This window comes from Pseudomonas campi, from assembly GCF_013200955.2.
In the GTDB taxonomy this organism is placed as follows: Bacteria; Pseudomonadota; Gammaproteobacteria; order Pseudomonadales; family Pseudomonadaceae; genus Aquipseudomonas; species Aquipseudomonas campi.
Genome location: NZ_CP053697.2, coordinates 4,269,830 through 4,289,883 on the forward strand (window position 1 = coordinate 4,269,830; position 20,054 = coordinate 4,289,883).

Annotated in this window: 18 protein-coding genes; 10 read left to right on the top strand and 8 right to left on the bottom strand. The window is 59.0% G+C overall.

What is annotated here, in order from left to right:
- Positions 1-92 precede the first annotated feature (92 nt).
- Positions 93-1,316 (bottom strand): CaiB/BaiF CoA transferase family protein, encoded by a 1,224-nt coding sequence (locus HNE05_RS19615; protein ID WP_173210511.1) that lies wholly within the window; start codon positions 1,314-1,316, stop codon positions 93-95.
- A gap of 234 nt (positions 1,317-1,550) precedes the next feature.
- Positions 1,551-2,732 carry an acyl-CoA dehydrogenase gene (locus HNE05_RS19620; protein ID WP_173210513.1) on the bottom strand — a complete coding sequence of 394 codons (1,182 nt, stop codon included), beginning with the start codon at positions 2,730-2,732 and terminating at the stop codon, positions 1,551-1,553.
- 190 nt (positions 2,733-2,922) lie between these two features.
- Between HNE05_RS19620 and HNE05_RS19625 the strand changes: the two genes are divergently transcribed.
- The 5 genes from HNE05_RS19625 (at position 2,923) to HNE05_RS19645 (ending at position 8,441) form a co-directional block, all read left to right on the top strand.
- Positions 2,923-3,831 carry a LysR family transcriptional regulator gene (locus HNE05_RS19625; protein ID WP_173210515.1) on the top strand — a complete coding sequence of 303 codons (909 nt, stop codon included), beginning with the start codon at positions 2,923-2,925 and terminating at the stop codon, positions 3,829-3,831.
- Between the two features lie 437 nt (positions 3,832-4,268).
- A complete protein-coding gene (locus HNE05_RS19630; protein ID WP_173210517.1) occupies positions 4,269-5,390 on the top strand; it encodes a Re/Si-specific NAD(P)(+) transhydrogenase subunit alpha in 1,122 nt (373 codons plus the stop codon).
- Positions 5,391-5,401: 11 nt separating this feature from the next.
- Positions 5,402-5,716: an NAD(P) transhydrogenase subunit alpha part 2 gene (locus tag HNE05_RS19635; protein WP_160077203.1), complete on the top strand. Its 315-nt coding sequence runs from the start codon at positions 5,402-5,404 to the stop codon at positions 5,714-5,716.
- A complete protein-coding gene (locus tag HNE05_RS19640; protein ID WP_173210519.1) occupies positions 5,716-7,164 on the top strand; it encodes an NAD(P)(+) transhydrogenase (Re/Si-specific) subunit beta in 1,449 nt (482 codons plus the stop codon). The genes HNE05_RS19635 and HNE05_RS19640 overlap by 1 nt, the downstream gene beginning before the upstream one ends.
- A gap of 170 nt (positions 7,165-7,334) precedes the next feature.
- The gene (locus HNE05_RS19645; RefSeq protein ID WP_173210521.1) at positions 7,335-8,441 is read left to right on the top strand and encodes a hypothetical protein; all 1,107 of its coding nucleotides are present in this window, start codon (positions 7,335-7,337) and stop codon (positions 8,439-8,441) included.
- A gap of 111 nt (positions 8,442-8,552) precedes the next feature.
- On the opposite strand, the gene HNE05_RS19650 is transcribed toward HNE05_RS19645, so the two are convergent.
- Complete coding sequence (locus tag HNE05_RS19650; RefSeq protein ID WP_173210523.1) at positions 8,553-10,436, bottom strand: sulfatase-like hydrolase/transferase; 1,884 nt, start codon at positions 10,434-10,436, stop codon at positions 8,553-8,555.
- A 193-nt stretch (positions 10,437-10,629) separates the two neighbouring features.
- On the opposite strand from HNE05_RS19650, the gene HNE05_RS19655 reads away from it, so the two are divergent.
- The 3 genes from HNE05_RS19655 (at position 10,630) to HNE05_RS19665 (ending at position 13,648) form a co-directional block, all read left to right on the top strand.
- Positions 10,630-11,430 (top strand): 2OG-Fe(II) oxygenase, encoded by an 801-nt coding sequence (locus HNE05_RS19655; RefSeq protein WP_240008785.1) that lies wholly within the window; start codon positions 10,630-10,632, stop codon positions 11,428-11,430.
- A gap of 48 nt (positions 11,431-11,478) precedes the next feature.
- Positions 11,479-12,456 (top strand): phytanoyl-CoA dioxygenase family protein, encoded by a 978-nt coding sequence (locus tag HNE05_RS19660; protein ID WP_173210525.1) that lies wholly within the window; start codon positions 11,479-11,481, stop codon positions 12,454-12,456.
- Positions 12,457-12,556: 100 nt separating this feature from the next.
- The gene (locus HNE05_RS19665; protein ID WP_173210527.1) at positions 12,557-13,648 is read left to right on the top strand and encodes an acyltransferase family protein; all 1,092 of its coding nucleotides are present in this window, start codon (positions 12,557-12,559) and stop codon (positions 13,646-13,648) included.
- An 11-nt stretch (positions 13,649-13,659) separates the two neighbouring features.
- Here the strand turns inward: HNE05_RS19665 and HNE05_RS19670 are convergent, their stop codons facing one another.
- Genes HNE05_RS19670 through HNE05_RS19690 form a run of 5 tightly spaced genes read right to left on the bottom strand, consistent with a single transcriptional unit; the run spans position 13,660 to position 18,309 of the window.
- The gene (locus tag HNE05_RS19670) at positions 13,660-14,838 is read right to left on the bottom strand and encodes an acyltransferase family protein (RefSeq protein ID WP_240008786.1); all 1,179 of its coding nucleotides are present in this window, start codon (positions 14,836-14,838) and stop codon (positions 13,660-13,662) included.
- Positions 14,839-14,898: 60 nt separating this feature from the next.
- Positions 14,899-15,663 carry a class I SAM-dependent methyltransferase gene (locus tag HNE05_RS19675; RefSeq protein ID WP_173210529.1) on the bottom strand — a complete coding sequence of 255 codons (765 nt, stop codon included), beginning with the start codon at positions 15,661-15,663 and terminating at the stop codon, positions 14,899-14,901.
- A 52-nt stretch (positions 15,664-15,715) separates the two neighbouring features.
- On the bottom strand, positions 15,716-16,708 hold the full coding sequence (locus tag HNE05_RS19680) for a glycosyltransferase family 2 protein (RefSeq protein ID WP_173210531.1): 993 nt from the start codon (positions 16,706-16,708) through the stop codon (positions 15,716-15,718).
- A complete protein-coding gene (locus HNE05_RS19685) occupies positions 16,705-17,628 on the bottom strand; it encodes a glycosyltransferase family 2 protein (RefSeq protein ID WP_173210533.1) in 924 nt (307 codons plus the stop codon). Before HNE05_RS19685 ends, HNE05_RS19680 begins: the two co-directional genes overlap by 4 nt.
- 15 nt (positions 17,629-17,643) lie before the next feature.
- On the bottom strand, positions 17,644-18,309 hold the full coding sequence (locus tag HNE05_RS19690; RefSeq protein ID WP_173210535.1) for a sulfotransferase family protein: 666 nt from the start codon (positions 18,307-18,309) through the stop codon (positions 17,644-17,646).
- A gap of 204 nt (positions 18,310-18,513) precedes the next feature.
- Between HNE05_RS19690 and HNE05_RS19695 the strand changes: the two genes are divergently transcribed.
- Complete coding sequence (locus tag HNE05_RS19695) at positions 18,514-19,269, top strand: ABC transporter permease (protein ID WP_173210537.1); 756 nt, start codon at positions 18,514-18,516, stop codon at positions 19,267-19,269.
- 8 nt (positions 19,270-19,277) lie between these two features.
- Positions 19,278-20,030: an ABC transporter ATP-binding protein gene (locus tag HNE05_RS19700; RefSeq protein WP_173210539.1), complete on the top strand. Its 753-nt coding sequence runs from the start codon at positions 19,278-19,280 to the stop codon at positions 20,028-20,030.
- The last annotated feature ends 24 nt before the right edge of the window (positions 20,031-20,054 follow it).

Consider the following 20,054-nt stretch of genomic DNA (forward strand, 5'->3'; position numbering starts at 1 on the left):
CTGCGCTCCGGCGGGGGCGAATGCATTGGCGATTGAGGGCTACCGCAGAGCTGCCCGCCCGAGCGCTGACAAGTCAGCACCGATACAGGTTCTCAGACCACGCCGGCCGCGCGCAGCTCGGCAATCTGCCCGGCATCCAGCCCCAGCAGGCGCTGCAGGATGGCTTCGCTGTGCTCACCGAGCAGCGGCGGCGCCAGGCGGTAGTCCACCGGGGTCTGCGACAGGCGCAGCGGGCTGGCCACTTGCGGGGTGACGCTGCCCAGGCTGTTGGGCAACTCCACGCGCAGGCCGCGGGCCTGCACCTGGGGATCGGCGAACACCTGGGCCAGGTCGTTGATCGGCCCGCAGGGCACGCCGGCCTCCTCCAGCAACGCCACCCACTCGGCGGTCGTGCGGAACACGGTGGCCTGGCGCAGCAGGGGGATCAGCTCGGCGCGGTGGGCCACCCGCGCCTGGTTGGTGGAAAAGCGCGAGTCACCGGCCAAAGCCGGAAGGCCGGCGACCTCGCAAAACTTGCGGAACTGCCCGTCGTTACCCACGGCGAGGATGAAATCGCCATCGGCAGTGGGGAAGTCCTGGTAAGGCACGATGTTCGGGTGGGCATTGCCCAGGCGCGTGGGCGACTGGCCGGTGGCCAGGTAGTTCATCGCCTGGTTGGCCAGGCAGGCCACCTGCACGTCGAGCAAGGCCACATCGATGAACTGGCCCTGGCCGGTCTGCTCGCGGGCGTTCAGCGCGGCCAGCACGCCGACCGTGGCGTACAGCCCGGTAAGAATATCGGTGAGGGCGACGCCGACCTTCATGGGGCCGGCGCCGTCCTCGCCATCGGGCTTGCCGGTCAGGCTCATCAGCCCGCCGAGGCCCTGGATCATGAAGTCATAACCTGCTCGCTTGGCGTAGGGCCCGTTCTGCCCGAAACCGGTGATGGAGCAGTAGATCAGTCGCGGGTTGACCGCTTTCAGCGACTCGTAGTCGAGGCCATAGGCCGCCAGGCCGCCGACCTTGAAGTTTTCCAGCACTACATCGCACTGCGCCGCCAGCTCGCGCACCAGGCGCTGGCCCTCGGGCTGGGTGAAGTCGAGGGTCAGCGACTGCTTGTTGCGGTTGGCGCACTGGAAGTAGGCCGCCTCGCGGCTGTCATTGCCGTCGGCGTCCTTGATGTAGGGCGGGCCCCAGTGACGGGTGTCGTCGCCCGTACCGGGGCGCTCGACCTTGATCACCTCGGCACCGAGGTCGGCCAGCGTCTGCCCGGCCCAGGGCCCGGCGAGCACGCGGGACAGGTCGAGAACACGGATATGGGACAGGGCGCCGGACATTGCGAGATTCCTTTGTAGGGTGGATGACGCTCTATCCATCCACCGGCTTTGGTGGAAAACGCTGCGCGGTTTTCCACCCTACGAAATTGCCTGCGGTGCGTTCCTGCCCCCTCTCCCGTTCACGGGAGAGGGCTGGGGAGAGGGCTGGGGAGAGGGTTAGTCAGCCAACGCCCTCTCCCCCGGCCCCTCTCCCACAAGTGGGAGAGGGGAGCCAAAGCAATCCGCGTCAGGCTCTTAGAAGAACGCCTGCAGACCGGTCTGGGCGCGGCCGAGAATCAACGCATGCACGTCGTGGGTGCCTTCGTAGGTGTTGACCACTTCCAGGTTAACCAGGTGGCGGGCCACCCCGTACTCGTCGCTGATGCCGTTGCCGCCGAGCATGTCGCGGGCCATGCGGGCAATTTCCAGGGACTTGCCGCAGCTGTTGCGCTTCATGATCGAGGTGATTTCCACCGCGGCGGTGCCTTCATCCTTCATCCGCCCGAGGCGCAGGCAGCCTTGCAGGGCCAGGGTGATTTCGGTCTGCATGTCGGCCAGCTTCTTCTGGATCAGCTGGTTCTGCGCCAGCGGCCGACCGAACTGCTTGCGGTCCAGGGTGTACTGGCGCGCGGTGTGCCAGCAGTCCTCGGCGGCGCCCAGGGCACCCCAGCTGATGCCGTAGCGGGCGGAGTTGAGGCAGGTGAACGGACCTTTCAGGCCGCGCACATCGGGGAAAGCGTTTTCTTCCGGGCAGAACACGTTGTCCATGACGATCTCGCCGGTGATCGAGGCGCGCAGGCCGACCTTGCCGTGGATCGCCGGGGCGCTGAGGCCCTGCCAGCCTTTTTCCAGGACGAAGCCGCGGATTTCGCCGGCGTCATCCTTGGCCCAGACCACGAACACGTCGGCGATCGGGCTGTTGGTGATCCACATCTTGGCGCCGGTCAGGCGATAGCCGCCGTCGACCTTCTTGGCCCGAGTGATCATCGAACCCGGGTCGGAACCGTGGTCCGGCTCGGTCAGGCCGAAGCAGCCGATGTATTCGCCGCTGGCCAGCTTGGGCAGGTACTTCTGCTTGGTCGCTTCGTTGCCGAACTCGTTGATCGGCACCATCACCAGCGACGACTGCACGCTCATCATCGAGCGGTAGCCGGAGTCGATACGCTCCACTTCGCGGGCGATCAGGCCGTAGCACACGTAGTTGAGGCCGCTGCCACCGTAGGCTTCGGGGATGGTGGCGCCGAGCAGGCCGGTTTCGCCCATCTCGCGGAAGATCTTCGGATCGGTCTGCTCGTTGCGGAAGGCCAGTTGCACGCGCGGCTTCAACTTGTCGGCGGCGAACTGCTGGGCGCTGTCGCGCACCATGCGCTCTTCTTCAGTCAGTTGCTGATCGAGCAGCAGCGGGTCGATCCAGTTGAAGGTTGCCTTGCTGGCCATGGGGCGAATCCTCGAAACGTTGGCAGTAGAGGGCCGCCACCTGCGAAGGGCGCGGCCAGTCGATGGAGCAAGACTAGGCCCGTAAACGGCACGGGGCAAACGAGGATTTTGCATGGTGTTGTGCAATAAGCTCACTCCGAGATAGCCTGAGAAGGCAATTCAAGCTCATGACTGTGAGGCTATCGCATAGATGCGCCGCAAGATCCCCAGCACCGTCGCCCTGGTGGCCTTCGAGTCGGCCGCCCGCCACCAGAGTTTCACCAAAGCCGCCGACGAACTGGCGCTGACCCAGGGCGCCGTGTGCCGGCAGATCGCCGGGCTGGAGGAGTTTCTCGGCATCGAACTGTTCCGCCGTTCGCGCCGCGGCGTGCAGCTGACCGAGGCCGGCCTGGCCTACAGCCGCAAGGTCGCCGCCCAGCTGGATGCGGTGGAGCGCGACACCCTGGCCGCCATGGGCCAGCAGGGTGCGATGAGCATCGAGCTGGCGGTGGTGCCGACCTTCGCCACCCAGTGGCTGGTGCCACGCCTGAAGGACTTCCAGCGCCTGCACCCGGAAGTCACCGTGCACCTGACCAACCGCACCCGGCCCTTCCTGTTCGCCGACACCGCCTTCGACGCCGCGATCTATTTCGGCGATGCCGACTGGTCCGGCACCGAGGCGCACTACCTGATGCCCGAGTACCCGCTGCCGGTGTGCAGCCCTGAGCTGCTGGGCGGGCGCGCGCAGTTCAGTGCCGCGGAACTGGCGGCGTTGCCGCTGCTGCAACAGACCACCCGCCCCTATGCCTGGCGCCAGTGGTTCAACGCCCAGGGTCTGAATGTGCCGCGTGACCTCAGCGGGCCGCGCTACGAGCTGTTCTCCATGCTGGCCCAGGCGGCGATCCACGGCATGGGCGTGGCGCTGATCCCACCGTTCCTGATCCAGCGCGAGCTGGCCGAGGGGCGCCTGGTCGCCGCCCACCCGCAGGCTTTTCATAGCGATGAGCGCGCCTATTACCTGATCATTCCCGAGCGCAAGCTGGAATCGGCCGCTCTGCGCGCGTTTCGCGACTGGTTGTTGCAGGCGGCCCGTGACTACCAACGAGAAAATCGCCTGTAGCCCTTGCCGTGCGCGGCCTGCGCCCATGTAGCACGGCGCCGCGAACACTACATCGGCGCAACCCGGTAAAACCCCTGAAAGCCCCGCCACAGCTGGCGCGAACAGGATTTCGCACAATCCGTTCGATACATTTCACACCGCATTGGAATCGACGAACGGTTATTCAGCTGGCGAATGCCAAAACACCCCTACAGGCACCGCCAGCTGGGGGCTAGGCCAGCAACAGCGCGGCCTGCAGCTGGTATAAAAGACAACGACAGCACCTATAACTTGTAGTAATCGAATTTCAAAACTCCATAAATTCTTGAAGGGCTCGCCGTTCACCTGCAAAATGCCGCGCCCCGCCATTATCCGTGCGGGTTTGTGCTGATCCGCCCTCACCCGCGTGCCACCCGCAGTGCGCTGGTTCATCAAAACGATCACGCAGGAGAATTGAAGTGCACATCGGTGTTCCTCTCGAGACCCATGCCGGTGAGACGCGCGTTGCCGCGACTCCCGAAACCATCAAGAAGCTGATCGGCCAAGGCCATCAGGTGACTGTACAGACCGGTGCCGGCGTCAGCGCCAGCATTCCGGACAGCGCCTATGCAGCCGTGGGCGCAGCCATCGGCAACGATGCCGCCGCCTTCGGTGCCGACCTGGTGCTGAAAGTGGTCGCCCCGACCGATGCCGAACTGGCCCACATGAAGACCGGCGCCGTGCTGGTTGGCATGCTCAACCCGTTCAGCAACGAGATCATTGCGCGCATGGCCGCCCGTGGCATCACCGCTTTCGCCCTGGAGGCCGCTCCGCGTACCTCCCGCGCGCAGAGCCTGGACGTGCTGAGTTCGCAAGCCAACATCGCCGGCTACAAGGCCGTGATGCTGGCCGCCAACCACTACCCGCGCTTCATGCCGATGCTGATGACCGCTGCCGGTACCGTGAAGGCCGCCCGCGTGCTGATCCTCGGTGCCGGTGTTGCCGGTCTGCAGGCCATCGCCACGGCCAAGCGCCTGGGTGCGGTGATCGAGGCCTCGGACGTGCGTCCGGCGGTGAAGGAGCAGATCGAATCGCTCGGCGCCAAGTTCGTCGACGTACCGTTCGAGACCGATGAAGAGCGCGAATGCGCCCAGGGCGTTGGCGGCTACGCCCGTCCGATGCCGGCCTCGTGGATGGAGCGTCAGGCCAAGGCAGTGCACGAGAAGGCCAAGCAGGCCGATATCGTCATCACCACCGCACTGATTCCGGGCCGCAAGGCACCGACCCTGCTGCACGCCGCCACCGTGGCGGAAATGAAGCCGGGCTCGGTGATCATCGACCTGGCTGCAGCCCAAGGCGGCAACTGCCCGCTGACCGTTGCCGAGCAGGTAGTGGTGCAGCACGGCGTGACCATCGTCGGCCACAGCAACCTGGCGGCCCTGGTGCCGGCGGATGCTTCGGCCCTGTACGCACGCAACCTGCTGGACTTCCTCAAGCTGGTCATCGACGGCGAAGGCAAGTTCCACCTCAACCTGGAAGACGACATCGTCGCCGCGTGCCTGATGTGCCGCGATGGCAACGTCGTGCGCACCAACGGCTAAGGAGTAGAGACATGGAACTGATTTCCCCAAGCATCTACAACCTGATCATCTTCGTGCTGGCCATCTACGTGGGCTACCACGTGGTGTGGAACGTCACCCCGGCCCTGCACACCCCGCTGATGGCGGTAACCAACGCCATTTCCGCGATCGTCATCGTCGGCGCCATGCTGGCCGCCGCCCTGACCGAAACCGTGCTGGGCAAGTCCATGGGCACCCTGGCCGTGGCCCTGGCCGCGGTCAACGTGTTCGGTGGCTTCCTGGTCACCCGCCGCATGCTGGAAATGTTCAAGAAGAAGGCGCCGAAAGCGCCGGTGGAGAAGCACTGATGAGCATGAATCTGATCACCCTTCTCTACCTGGTCGCCTCGATCTGCTTCATCCAGGCGCTGAAAGGCCTGTCGCACCCGACCTCGTCGCGCCAGGGCAACCTGTTCGGCATGATCGGCATGGGCATCGCCGTGGTCACCACCGTGTTCCTGGTGTTCAAGCTGGGTTCGCAGATGACCGAAGGCGGCGCTGCCAAAGGCCTGGGCTTCGTCCTGGTCGGCCTGCTGGTCGGCGGTACTGCCGGCACCATCATGGCCAAGCGCGTCGAGATGACCAAGATGCCGGAACTGGTCGCCTTCATGCACAGCATGATCGGTCTGGCCGCGGTATTTATCGCCATCGCCGCCGTGGTTGAACCGCAATCGCTGGGTATCGTCGCTCACCTGGGCGATGCGATTCCGGCCGGTAACCGCCTGGAACTGTTCCTCGGCGCGGCCATCGGTGCCATCACCTTCTCCGGTTCGGTGATCGCCTTCGGCAAGCTGTCGGGCAAGTACAAGTTCCGCCTGTTCCAGGGCGCGCCGGTGCAGTTCAAGGGCCAGCACCTGATCAACTTGGTGATCGGCCTGACCATCGCCGGCCTGGGCCTGGTGTACATGTTCACCGGCAACCTGCAGGCTTTCGCCCTGATGCTGGCCCTGGCCTTCATCATCGGCGTACTGATCATCATCCCGATCGGCGGCGCTGACATGCCGGTCGTGGTGTCGATGCTCAACTCCTACTCGGGCTGGGCGGCTGCCGGTATCGGTTTCTCGCTGAACAACTCGATGCTGATCGTCGCTGGTTCGCTGGTGGGTTCGTCCGGTGCCATCCTCTCGTACATCATGTGCAAGGCGATGAACCGCTCGTTCTTCAACGTGATCCTCGGTGGTTTCGGTGGCGCGGCTGAAGCCGCCGGCCCGGCGGGCGCTCAAGAAGCTCGTCCGGTGAAGTCCGGCTCGTCCGACGATGCCGCCTTCCTGCTGACCAACGCCGACACCGTGATCATCGTCCCGGGCTACGGCCTGGCGGTGGCCCGTGCCCAGCACGCGCTGATGGAGCTGGCCGAGAAGCTGACTCACCGCGGCGTCACCGTGAAGTACGCGATCCACCCGGTTGCCGGTCGTATGCCTGGCCACATGAACGTCCTGCTGGCCGAGGCCGAAGTGCCTTACGAGCAGGTGTTCGAGATGGAAGACATCAACTCCGAGTTCGGCCAGGCCGACGTGGTGCTGGTGCTGGGCGCCAACGACGTGGTCAACCCGGCCGCGAAGAACGACCCGAAGTCGCCGATCGCCGGCATGCCGATCCTCGAGGCCTACAAAGCCAAGACCGTGATCGTCAACAAGCGCTCGATGGCCAGCGGCTACGCCGGCCTCGACAACGAACTGTTCTACCTGGACAAGACCATGATGGTTTTTGGCGACGCCAAGAAGGTCATCGAAGACATGGTCAAGGCGGTTGATTAAGACGCTTTGTTCCAGACACAAAAACCCGGCCATGTGCCGGGTTTTTTATTGCAGTTTGGCTTGCAGGCTGATGCTGAAGCAACGACACCTGAGAGCCCATCTAGAACACGGATTGACTTGGCACTCACTCGACCCGACCATCGTTGCCAGAACCTATCACGAGACATCCAATGCACACCTGCATCATTCACATCGGCATGCACAAGACCGGCAGCACATCCATACAGCACTCGCTGCAGGGCTTTGCGGATCAGCACATCACTTATGCCGACCTGGGTGATAGCCCCAATCACAGCTATGCCATCTATGACCTTTTCACCCAAGGAGCGGAAAGAGGCTTCTTCGATGTCCAGCCCGACGTGTCGACTATCGACGCTTACGAAAAGCTTCTGCTGCAGGCCATAGCGGACACTGGAACGCGCGATCTACTCATCTCTGGCGAGCAAATCAGCTCAATGCCCCCAGCAGCACTGACTCGCTTGCGCGACTTCCTGGCGCCTCACTTTCAGAACATCCGTGTGGTCAGCTACGTTCGCCCGCCCGCCTCCTATCTCGCCAGCGCATTTCAACAGCGACTGAAAAAACGCAGCCCGAACTTCGAGCCAATGCGGCTCTACAGATCCTTCAAAGATACTTTTCAGAAATTCGACGACATTTTCGGGAGGACTAACGTCGAGCTTTGGAAGTTCGATAGCACCACCCTGCACAACCGCTGCGCGGTATCGGACTTCTGCCAACGACTAGGCTTGGAGTTTCCAGCAGAACGCATCAGGACAGAAAACGAATCGATGTCGAGGCAGTTTGTCGGGCTGCTGTATGTCTACCGGAAATTTGCCCCCGAGCTAGCCGCCTCCCTGCAAATCGCCGAGGTCGAGGGACTCAACCGCAAACTCTCCGGAATCTGGAGTGACAAATTCGCGTTGTCCCACGAACTGACTCAAGCCATACATCAGCAGCATGCTGCGGATATTGCGTGGATGGAGCAGCGCCTTGGCCAATCTCTGGAGGAGACTCTTCGGAAAGAGCCAAAGCATGCCATCAGTCGTGAGGAAGATCTGATCCAGACCCCCTCCGAAACCATCGAAGGGTTGTACTCGGCACTTGGAAAACCCCACCCTCAAACCACTTGCCAGATCCATCCGGTCGATGTGGCGGAGCTGTTCCATGAACTAAGAACCAAGCCACCTGGGCTCCAACCCAGCAGTTGGTGGGCATCGTACAGAGCTCGACTCAACAGCACCACACAGCGCCTGCGCCGCTTGGGCCGCACGTCCTAGTGGTTGCTCACAATAACCTGAATAGGCAAAGAGCGTGCTCGAAGGGTAAGCGCCAGCGAGTTAGATTGCCGGCCGAAGCCCTCCACCATCGACCCCATCTCAGCTGAGACATCACTTCTCTGGGCAGAGTTCGGCCAGCATATCCTGCGCATCATACCCAGACGTCGCATGGGACAGCTGCTTGCCAACTAGTAGCGGCGGTGGGATTACCCCCGAAAAAGGATGGCTACCATCAGCAGCCGCACCAATTGTGGTGGCATTGGCCAGTACTTGCTCATCGCTCGGCCGACTTAGAAGCTCGGCGCTATCAAGCACCATGACGCCGTTCAGAAGGACGGTGGTTCTGGCAGACGCCTTGGTCGGAAACGGGGTGGTCACTGCTGGCCTGATATTGAAACTGACAACCAACCCATTGCATGAGCGGTTAAGCGCCAAGGGACTACTCGCCATCTCCACACCCGAATGGCGCACCAGCAATCGCCTCGTCCCATCCAGGCGCATGCTCCACACACCAGGCTGATCCACTAATACCTGCTCCCCGCCCTGGGCGGACCACGCCGGCAAAGCCAAACCGATGGAGTATCCACCAAAGATGGGGGCTCGCTGCAGATCTCGCCCTTTGAGCTGTGCAGGCCACCACATACCCGCGGCCTGCCAGGTTAGGGGCACCCGTCTAACCCTGGTCTCCCAGGCCACCATTCGCTCCTCTATCTGCGCCTGGGATAGATAGTCACGCCCCTCGACCATCACAGGTTCGTTGCGACTAATCGGAGGAGACATGGGTTCTGCCAGCAATACGGCCTCGGCACCGCGAAAGTAGGTCTGCCGCGCCAGCAAATCATGCAAGCCGTATATCATGCCGCTCGATCCATCCTCCGCAGCCCACAACAACTGGGCTGGCTCGGCCTGCTGACGACCATCCATAAGCGGCTTGAGACTACGACCCTCAAGCCCCTCCTCGGCTTCGCCTTCGGCCAGGGCAATCAGGGTTGGGTAGAGATCCTTGAGAGTAGACGCCTCGAGCAGATCAGCATCCTCATAGCGGCCAGCCCAGGAGATCAACATGGGCGCACGCACCCCGCCCTCCCGGTAGGTGAACTTCTTGCCTGCGAAGGGGAAATTGTTATCCCGAGCCAGATTGGCTCCACCGTTGTCGCTGGCGAACACCACGATGGTGTTCTGCTCCAATCCACGGGCCTTCAATTCGGCAAGCAGCCTGTTGACGTTATGGTCCAGCTGCTTCAGAACAGCCATATAACGACCATTTAGCGTATCCGGAAACTGCTGCCGAAACTCGGGAGAGGGCTCGTACGGAGTATGCGGAGCAAACAACCAGAGGTTGATGAACCAGGGCTCTGAACCAGAGTCGCGAATCAGCTCGATAGCCTTGTCGGTAAGCACATCGTCCACATTGCCCATGTACTGGGTCGGTGGCTGTCCGTTCTCCTGCAACCAGGGATTGGTATGCGAGGGTCGCCGCCTGAGATGCTGGCCATCAGGCCCTGGCTCGCGCATCAGGAAATGGTTCAGATAACCCAGCCAGTAATCGAAACCCTGGGAGCCCGGCTCAATCTGCCGATACTCCAGAGCCTCACCGACATGCCACTTGCCCAGGTGCATCGTGCGATATCCCAGACCCTGCAGTGCCTCAGGAAGGACCCGCAGATCGCTCGACAAACCTGCGCCGGCGGCCTGGAAGCCAACAGCCACCGGGTCACGCCCAGTCAACAGCGCCGCCCGACTGGCCGAGCAGGTGCTATCTGTATAGTGCTGACGAAAGCGCACCGAACGCTTGCTCAGGCTGTCTAGGGTAGGCGTGGGGGCCTGGCCATCACCCCAACTGGCGATATCGTTGTTGCCGAGGTCATCGGTCAGGATCAACAGGATGTTGGGACGTGATGCGGTGCCCTGCATGGAAGCGTCGCAACCTACAAAAGCCATGCCCAGACTCGCTAGCACGACAAGACGGTAGAAACGCTTCAACAAACGGGACAAGAGAACATCCTTGACTCTGAATGGGCAGGTGGCCGGTATTCCGGAAGAAGTTGACTCGCATCATTGCCGTCAGAGCGCGTGCTGCGCACAATGCAGGCTCGCGGGCAGCGAGCGCACTATACAGAGCGCGATGGCAGAACCCAACAGGGCGACCTGCCGCAGGCATCAGACAATAGAATCGGACTGCAGACCCTTGAAAGAGCTAATAAAAACACTGCTTGGCGACAGCCCGCAACAACTGCAGGGCATCGACTATTCCACGCTGGTGGACTTTTCCAGAATTACCGAGTTGTTCATTTCCAAACACGGGGAATACACGGGTAACAACCCATTCCCACACATCGTCATAGATGACTTTCTCCCCGAGTCGACCCTGCAGCTCCTGCTCGACCAATACCCACTGGATCAGGATCGCAAGGAGTGGATCCATAGCACTCCCAATCTGAGCGCGGTGCAGACCGAGAAGCGACACCTGCGCGATGTTCTGGCCATGCCGAAGGCCTATCGGGAACTGATATGGGAACTGGGTTCCAGCCATTTCCTGGATGCACTGACCAAGCTGAGCGGTATTCGCCGACTGATCTCCGACCCCGAGCTGCAAGGTGCCGGTATCCACCAGATCTCTCGGGGCGGCTTCCTGAAAATCCATGCTGACTTCAGTACCCATCGCAAGTTCGATTTGGCCCGTCGCCTTAACTTCCTGCTCTACCTGAATCAGGACTGGCAGGAGAGCTGGGGAGGACATCTCGAATTGTGGGACAAGGATATGCAGGGGCCACCGGTGCGTATCCTGCCCAAATTGAATCGTTGCGTGATCTTCAGCACGACCGCGAACTCCTACCACGGGCATCCCTATCCACTGCAGTGCCCTCCAGGCGTGCATCGCAAATCCATCGCCCTGTACTACTACACCAACGGCCGCCCCGAGGGCGAAGCAGAGCCGACCTTCGCGACAACCTGGCGCGAAGTTCCGGAAGGCTATAAACAGCCCTAAAACCAGTCATCAAACCAACGTAGCCACCCGCGACAAAGAGCACATCGCATGACGCCCCCATCAGTTCTCATTGCTCCGATTCAGGCATCCAACCACCTGCTGAATGACCCGGCTGCACTGCGCGCCCAATTTCAGGAGCAGGGCTATCTGTACCTGCAGAACCTGCTACCTCGGCAGAAGATCCAGGCCACACTGGACGATATCTTCTCCGTTTGCCGCAATCAGGGATGGTTCGCCAGCGACAGCACATCGGTGCAGGCGGACCGCCCGCTGGTGCCTCCGGCCCTCGAGGGGGAGGCAGAATTCTTTCATGTCTACGACCAGGTACAGCGCCTCGAGTCATTCCATACCCTGGCCCATCAACCGGAAATACTTGCAGTGATGCGCCTACTACTGGACGAGAGTGCGTTCCCTCACCCGCTGTCGATTTGTCGCTTGATGTTCCCCAACAACCCCGAAACGACGACTCCGCCACATCAGGACTTCCCCAACAATCAAGGAACCACAGAGCTATACGCATGCTGGATACCCTTGAGTGATTGTCCAATCCGGCTGGGCGGCCTGGCCTTCATGCCTGGCTCGCACAAAAATGGCTTACTGCCACTGGAGTTCTCGTTGGGAGCGGGCAACCGCCAAGCCACGCTTCCCGATGAAATAAAGGAAAGACCCTGGGTAACAGGTGATTACCAGCAGGGGGACGTGCTGATTTTCCACAGCCTCATGCTGCATCGCTCTCTCGATAACCTGAGCGAGCACATGCGCCTATCTGTGGACTACCGCTACCAGTCCGTGCACAGCCCCCTGACAGAAGGGTGCCTGCATCCACACTTCAAGCGCCTGAGTTGGGATGAGATCTATAACAGCTGGGAATCGAAAGAGTTCCAATATTACTGGCAGCAACTGCCCCTGAGCTTTGCACCCTGGAGCACCGAATATCACGACATCCCCGAGGAGCATCTGCGAGAGGCCGTAAAACTGGCGCGCGCCTATCGCAAACGGCGAGAGAATTGCCCTACCGACAACTGATTATTCAGCCTGCCGATGCGACCTCTGCAGGGTTGGAGGGAGCGGGGTATAGACCCCACCCCATGGTCGCCGGTGCCGATCTTCTTAAGTGAATTTCTCCATGCCTCAGAAACGCCTCGCAGTGCTTGATGACTTCAGGGCCATCGCCATCACATTGGTGGTCGCCATGCACGGTTTTACTACTTTCTTCCCCCGAATCGAGACCAGCGAAAATCCCCTGCTGATCCTGCTGCTATCCGGCGGCACCGGGGTTACCTTATTTTTCATCCTGAGCGGTTTTCTTGTGACGCGCCCGTTTATTGAGGCAGAACTGTATGACAAAACCGTCAGCCTGAAAGACTATGCAATTCAACGCGCCCTTAGAATATTACCGCTCTATTATCTTGCGGTACTTTTCGCCACGCTGGCCATAGGCGATAGCAGCAAGACTCTTGACGCCATATTGTTCAATGCCAAAGGTTTTGATTTCGCACAATACAGTACTGTCTGGTGGAGTCTAATTGTTGAAGTCCACTTCTATATATTGGTTCCGCTGCTATACATGGCGTGCAAGCAGACAAACCGAAAAACACTCCTAAGTTTACTTCTCTTGGGCTGGCTTACATTCTACAGCTCATACGCACTCGAGCTTCTACCGATTAGCCCTACAGCTAGAAAACAACTCGGCAATAGCTTGCTCTGTCAGCTGCATGCTTTTCTGATCGGTTTCTTACTATCGATTATGTACTCCAGGAAAGTGTTCTTCGGTCAGAAGACACTGGCGCTTGCATCGACGCTTATCTCCGGCGCTTTGCTTGTAGTGATTTTGTTACCGCGAATGGAGACCGCAATCAATTTTCACTCAAAATTTCCGCTACATGCGCTGGGCGAGTCCGCTCTCTGGGGGGCGATGCTATATAGCTGCGTCATACTGGGAAAAAACTTTCTAGGTGCTCTTGGCCGCTTTCTGGCAAGAACTTCGTATTCACTTTATTTAGCGCATATGCCCGTATTCTATGCCTTCTTCACTTGGCACAAGGCACAGCCGCAAGAGACTGCTTTGGCACCGATTGCGGTACTGCTGATGGCCACCGCCACCGCCACTCTACTATCCACCGTTCTTTATTATTTAGTGGAAAAACCCTTCCTGAATCTGAAGGAGCGAGTGCGGCAACGGCAACCCGTGAGTAAGAGCGAACTGGGCAGCAGCTAGCCCGCCACAGACTAGACCGGCAAATTCTCGCGCTGCCCATCCCGCCGCTCGGTGTAGGTAGACAATCTCGATTTCAGCTGCAGCATGGGCCGCTCAAACCAGTGGTAGAGCACGAAAGACAACCCCCATATCAGCGCGAAGCTGAAACCAACCAACAGCACATTGCCCAACTGCCCATCGAGTGGAAGTGGGCTGTTTGACTGCGCCTTGAACCAAGTGACCGCGTAGAACTGAATAGGCACATGCAGCAGGTAGATCGAGTAGGACAACATACCAAAATGATTCAACAGGCGATTGACCAGAACCACTCTGAGCGACGACCGCCAAGCCACACAACAAAGCAGAAGCCCACCCCACAGCAGCGCTTCAATGTTGTGATACATAGGCAGGCTCTTCGGTGCAACCATTATTCCCAGCTGCGCATGCAGACTAAGCAGTTGGTATAGAGCCCACAGAAGAACCAGTAAAATCCCCCACACCAGCCATTGTCGGCGAACCAGATGATGGAAGTACGACGAGGCATACAGGCTCGCGCAAGCGGCACCAACCAGAAACGCCAAACCGCGGCCAAATACTGATGCCTGCAGAACCCAGTTTTGCGGGTTGGCTAGCCAACGCGGCTGCTGAAAATAGTAAATGTGGGCCACGCCCCAAGTGAGCAACCCCAGCCCAAGCAACCATCGCCCATAGCGGAAGTGCAATAACAGCATCAGCCAAGGTAACAAAAGATAAAACTGCATTTCCGTACACAACGACCACCACGATACGCTGAACGGAAACAGCGAAAAACCGACGTGGATAAAGGCGAATGCCTGCAAAGCGCCCATCGTATTACCTGTCGACCACCAGGCAAGGACGACAAACAGATAATAGAGGGGCACTATCCTCAATACCCTGGCGATATAAAATCGCTTAATATCGACTGAGCGCCCGCCACGCAGTGAGGCAATGAACGGCTGACTCAGCAAGAAACCGCTAAGCACGAAGAACAGGGTGACACCGGTATTACCTGACGCCACAACGCGCAACCAAGCTGGCGAGTCGCTCGCCAACGGCTCGGTTCCACCAGTCATGATGCCAAAGTAATGAAAGGCGACCACCAGAAGAATCGCCCAGCCACGCAGCGACTCCAGCTCCGGAATGAATTGGCCAGGCTGACGAAGGCCAGCCACACCCAGCGCCCCGCTCACAGACTCAGCCCCTGAGCCTTGAGCGGATCACGCATCACCAGAACACTCCATCCGGCCAAATCAGGATGCAGCCGCAACCTGCTTGCCTGGCTCTTTGCCCAGACGCTTGATCTTGCGATTGTTCTCCAGATGCTTGCTGGCATGCACATAGAAGGCCCGCAGAGCAGCTGCCGATTCGTCCGATTGGCCAGAGAACAGCAGCTTAAGCAGTTCCGGATCATTGCTACGATCGCCGCCAGCCTTGCGCAACACCCCAAGGCCGAAACCATGATTGAAGGTGAAAGTCTCGTACTGGCCACGAATTTCATCCCAGAACTTCCATGCACCGAAATCCTGCACGCGCGCCTGCACGTCATGGAACAGGATAATGCCGCCCGGTTTTACCTTGGGATACCAACTGGCAAAGTCTTCGCTGACCGCTTCATAGGTATGGAAGCCGTCGATGTGCAACAGCTCGATGGTGTCCTCGCTGAAATGCTTGAGGGCGTCCTGAAAAAACATGCGCATCAGATAAGAAAAGCCGTGGTAGTTCTGCCGATTATGGTCGTTGACCATATTAAAAACCGACTCGTCGTACTTATCGGTGTGCTCATCACCTTCGAAGGTATCTACGGCGTAGCACAGGCCATCGATCTCATGCTCTTTCATCGCCTGACAGAAGGTGAAGAAAGACAGCCCCTTGTGCGTGCCCAGCTCAACCAGCAGCTTCGGGCGAATAGCGGTAACCAGGTCATAGGCAAAGGGAAGGTGATCGACCCAGGTGCTGAAAACCATGTGCAATGGTTCAAAGCGGCGAATCGAGGGGGGCATATATACGCTGGTCATACACACTTCCTTTGAGGATCTTGTTGCTGTGGATTCAGGATGATTTTGTTTGTTATTCGGTAGCAATCGAAGTCTCGGCGCACTTCTTTTCGAAGTCATCCACGAACATTTGGCCAACCTGCCCCTTGAAGCGCCGGTGACGCTGTAGCCCCATCTCTGCAGACGTGATCAGGTAGGGCATTGCCGGGCCACGAAATTTGCCAAGAATGACTGGCTCCACTGCCGGCGAGCGGAAATCGTAACCCAGCAACTGGCAAAGCTGGGCATTCTGCTCCTTGAGCATCTCGTCGCGGCCTTCGACCTCCGACGTTGTGACGCCGCCGTGCAACTGATGAAAGGAGCCTTCACCGGCCAGCATGAAGCTCTGGGTGCGCGGATGAACGGCTGTTTTACGGTATAGAAACAGGTTGAGACTTCCACCACCAGACAGATTGAAGCGCTCATCAGCCTGACCGATATCACGAAAGATCTCTGCCGACATAAACAAGCAGTTGCTTTCCATGAACGGGCTGAAGAATCCTCGCGGATTGGCGCCACTCCAGCAGGCAATTTCAAACAGGCGATAGCCATTGTTGAGCCAGTCGATACCCTGCAGCAGTTGCTGCTCTGCCTCTTCGGTGTAGCCATTGCTGAAATGGAACTGCTGCTCGTCCTCACCCAGGTGATAACCCGGCACGACCACCATGGCGTCGGCGCTGATACGGAAAGCCATCAGGGCATACTGCACCACACCGGGACTAACCAGGCGTGCGCCATCAATCATAAGGCCGATGAAGCGGCCACGCGCCTGCTGGAAGCCGAAGTTGATCGCGGCAGCGGGAGACACACCTGCCTCGTCGCGCAGAAAGTAGCGGAAATTCCCCGGCAACGCCTCTACGGCAGCGACATCCATGTTCCGCCGTGAGCGATTCTCGACCACGATCACTTCGTATTCGTCGCCCGTCACGCCCTGCTGATAGACAGGACTCAGGCTGCGCAGAGTGTTCAGCGCCTGACGCGGCATATCGTATGCAATGACAATGATGGACAGCAGGGGCTGGCTCACTGTGGATTTACCTTGTCGAGGGAGTAACGGATAAAGCGATAGACGCTGGGGTGAGGTGCTCCAAACAAAATGGGACGCACATTTGGCGGATCCCGGCGATCACCGCGAATCTGCCGATCTTGCTCTTTGATCTGCTCGAACACCCTGTCACGTTCTTCCTTCAAGGTGCCGGTGGTGACGCCGCCATGGAACTGGTGGAAGGATCCTTCGCCAAAGAGCAGATAGAAGGCGGTTCCTGGGTGTTCGAGGAGCCGCTTGTAAAGATCGAGGTTGGCCATGCCGCCGCCGAAATCGTCATAGCGCGCATCCATCCCACCCAGCGCCTGCCATTTACGCACGGACATGGCGATGAAGTTGCTTTCATAGTTCGAGCTGAAGAAGCCGCCCTGGCAGGAGCCACTGAGCACCGCGATATCGAACAAACGATAACCGTCCCTGGGCCAGTCAATACTCTTCAGCAGCTTGGCTTCCGCTTTCTCGTCGTAGCCTTCGTTGACTGCGACCTGCTGCAGCTTGTGGCCAATGTGATAACCCGGTGCGGAAACAGCCGCTTGAGGTGACATGCGAAAAGCTTCCAATGCCAGCCTGACCACGCCCGGAGTTACCATCCGCGCACCATCGATCATGATGGCCAGATGGCTGCCAGTTGCCTGAGCGGCACCGAAATTGATGGAGTTGACCGGCGAGCGGGTTGTTTCGTCGCGAAGGTGATAGCGCACGTTGCTCGCATACTGAGTAGCACGTCGCTCACCGAGCAGGCGATCCGAGCGATTCTCCACTACTATCACTTCATAATCATTTTCACTGACCCCTTCCTGATAGGCCGGACTCAACGAATAGAGCGTTTTTTCTGCCTGGTCAGGCATCTTGTAGACAATCACTACGATAGAAAGACGGGGGATTCGCTGGAAAATCGACATTTGTTAAGTCACCCGTCAGCGCGCACAACGGCACAGTTCGCGATAAAGCTTCTGTAACTCGGCAGGAAGCGGCTGGCGCACCTGCTTGTGATGTTTCAGATCAGCACTGAAGAACCGCTCCGGCGAAGGCTCGAGCCCCAGCTCGTCCAATACGACATCCAGCTTGCGGTGCAACACCGCCTCGTCCTCGTCGAAGCACAACAGAGGAAACTTGGTCTGCCGGTACAATTTCAAAAGCCGCTTGTTATAGGCCAGCCAAAGGGCGAATGCCTGCTCCTGCGGCATCTCGCCGCGCGCAGCAAGAGATTGGGCAACCGCCGTAGGGTGACGGAAGATTCCAACGAAACGCAATTCAGGAAGCAGATGCTGCCAGCCCTCGACCAGCAACAGGGTGCGTGGGTCCTTGAAGCCCCAGCGGGCCACACCATCGTAATAGACAATCAATTGACGCGCCCTGGCGTACTCCGCCTCGGTCCACATCACCGGAGCATCTGGCGGGTTATCCCAGGCAAATCCGCGGGCTGCCAGAACCTCGTCATTGAATGCGACGATCTCCAGGTTCTCCCGGTTGCCCTTAAGGTTGTGCGGATTCCACGCGCTGATATTGCCGAGTTCGAGACCCGCCTGCTGCAAGGAACCTGTCAAAAAGCTAGTGCCACTGCGGTGCATCCCCACCACCATGACGGTTGCTCGTTCGGGGCGAGGCTTGGGGGCCTGAGGACGGGCGAATAAGGATCGGATGAACCGCATGACGCTCCTATTTCTTCTTATAAGGGCCTGGCACGACCATCTGGCAGCAAATCGCGCTGCAGTGCCGCTAACGTGATGAAAAAGGAGTGCATTGTGGTTAAATGGGCGCCCCTTTTCAATTGGCCTCTGTCGTAGATGAACTACAAGGAAATCCTGCTTTACGGGGTGTACAGCGACCTCCGTACAGAAGTGGCCCGACGCTTCCTCGGCTTTCTCTGGTGGGTCATCGAACCCATCATGTATATGGCTACCTTCTACTTGGTTTTCGGCCTTGCTCTGCGCCAGGGAGGCCCGGAATATGTACCGTTCCTGCTCACCGGCATGGTGGCCTGGAAGTGGTTCGACGGCTCGGTACGCCAGGCCAGTGTGGCAATCACAATGAATGCCGGCCTCATTCAGCAGATTTACGTTCCTAAAAGCCTCTTTCCGCTAATCCAGATTTTCAGCAACACCTTCAAATTCCTCATCGTTCTGCTATTGCTGCTGGCCTTCGTGCTATTCCTTGGCAAGAAGCCATCGCTGCACTGGTTTGCGCTGATACCGGTCATTTTCACCCAGCTGTACCTGATCATTGCTTTTGGCTTGCTGCTGGCGGCTCTCATCCCCTTCGCCCACGACCTCAAGCAAGTAGTCGACAACGCCCTGATGCTGATGATGTTTCTTTCTGGCATCTTCTTCAGCGCAGACAGGCTTCCAGAGTCAGTACGCTGGCTGTTCGAGTTAAATCCCATGGTCCTGATGATCGATGCCTATCGCACCGTGCTGCTTAATAATCAGTGGCCAGATGCCAAGCATCTTCTATACGTAGTGGCGATTGCCACTCCTCCCCTGGTGTTCGCCCTGCTGTTCATCCGCAAGAATGAACGGCGCTATCCAAAGCTGATGCTCTGAGCAAAACCATGAGTGAAAAGATCATCTTCGAAGCCAAAAACGCCGGCATCTCCTATCGCCAACGCGCGGGCGTGCTGCGCTATGACAACTACTGGGCACTGAAAGATGTGAGTTTCACCCTGCACGCGGGTGAAACGCTGGGGGTCATTGGCTCCAATGGCGCCGGGAAAAGCACACTACTGCGGATGATTGCTGGCATCATCGAGCCGGACAGTGGACAGGTGTGGCGGCAACCCAATACCAGTGCCAGCCTGCTGGCGTTGAATGTCGGTTTCAAGCCGGAGCTGTCGGGGCGCGAAAATGCAATTCTCAGCGGCCTGTTGCTCGGCATGAGCGTGCAGCAGATCAAGTCACAGATCGACGCTATACACCAGTTCAGCGGTTTGGGTGACTTCTTTGAGCGCGCAGTAGGCACCTACTCAACCGGTATGCGCGCACGCCTGGGCTTTGCCGTGGCCATTCAAGCTGACCCAGACATCCTGCTGATCGATGAGGTACTGGGCGTGGGCGATCAGAACTTCAAGACAAAATCTCACGCCGCAATGAGAGAGAAGATTGACTCGAATAAAACCGTCGTTCTGGTTTCTCACAGCATGGATGCCATCAAGTCGCTCTGCGATCGAGTCCTCTGGCTCCATGAAGGCCGCAGCATCATCTGCGATGACACTGATTACGTTACCGATGGATACCTGGAATCTGCCCGTATGGCCCTCGCGGATGAGCGGGTAAAGAAAAGCACTGGCACCGTCGCAGCACTCTGAAGCAGGCCTTCGGCTGAATAAAAA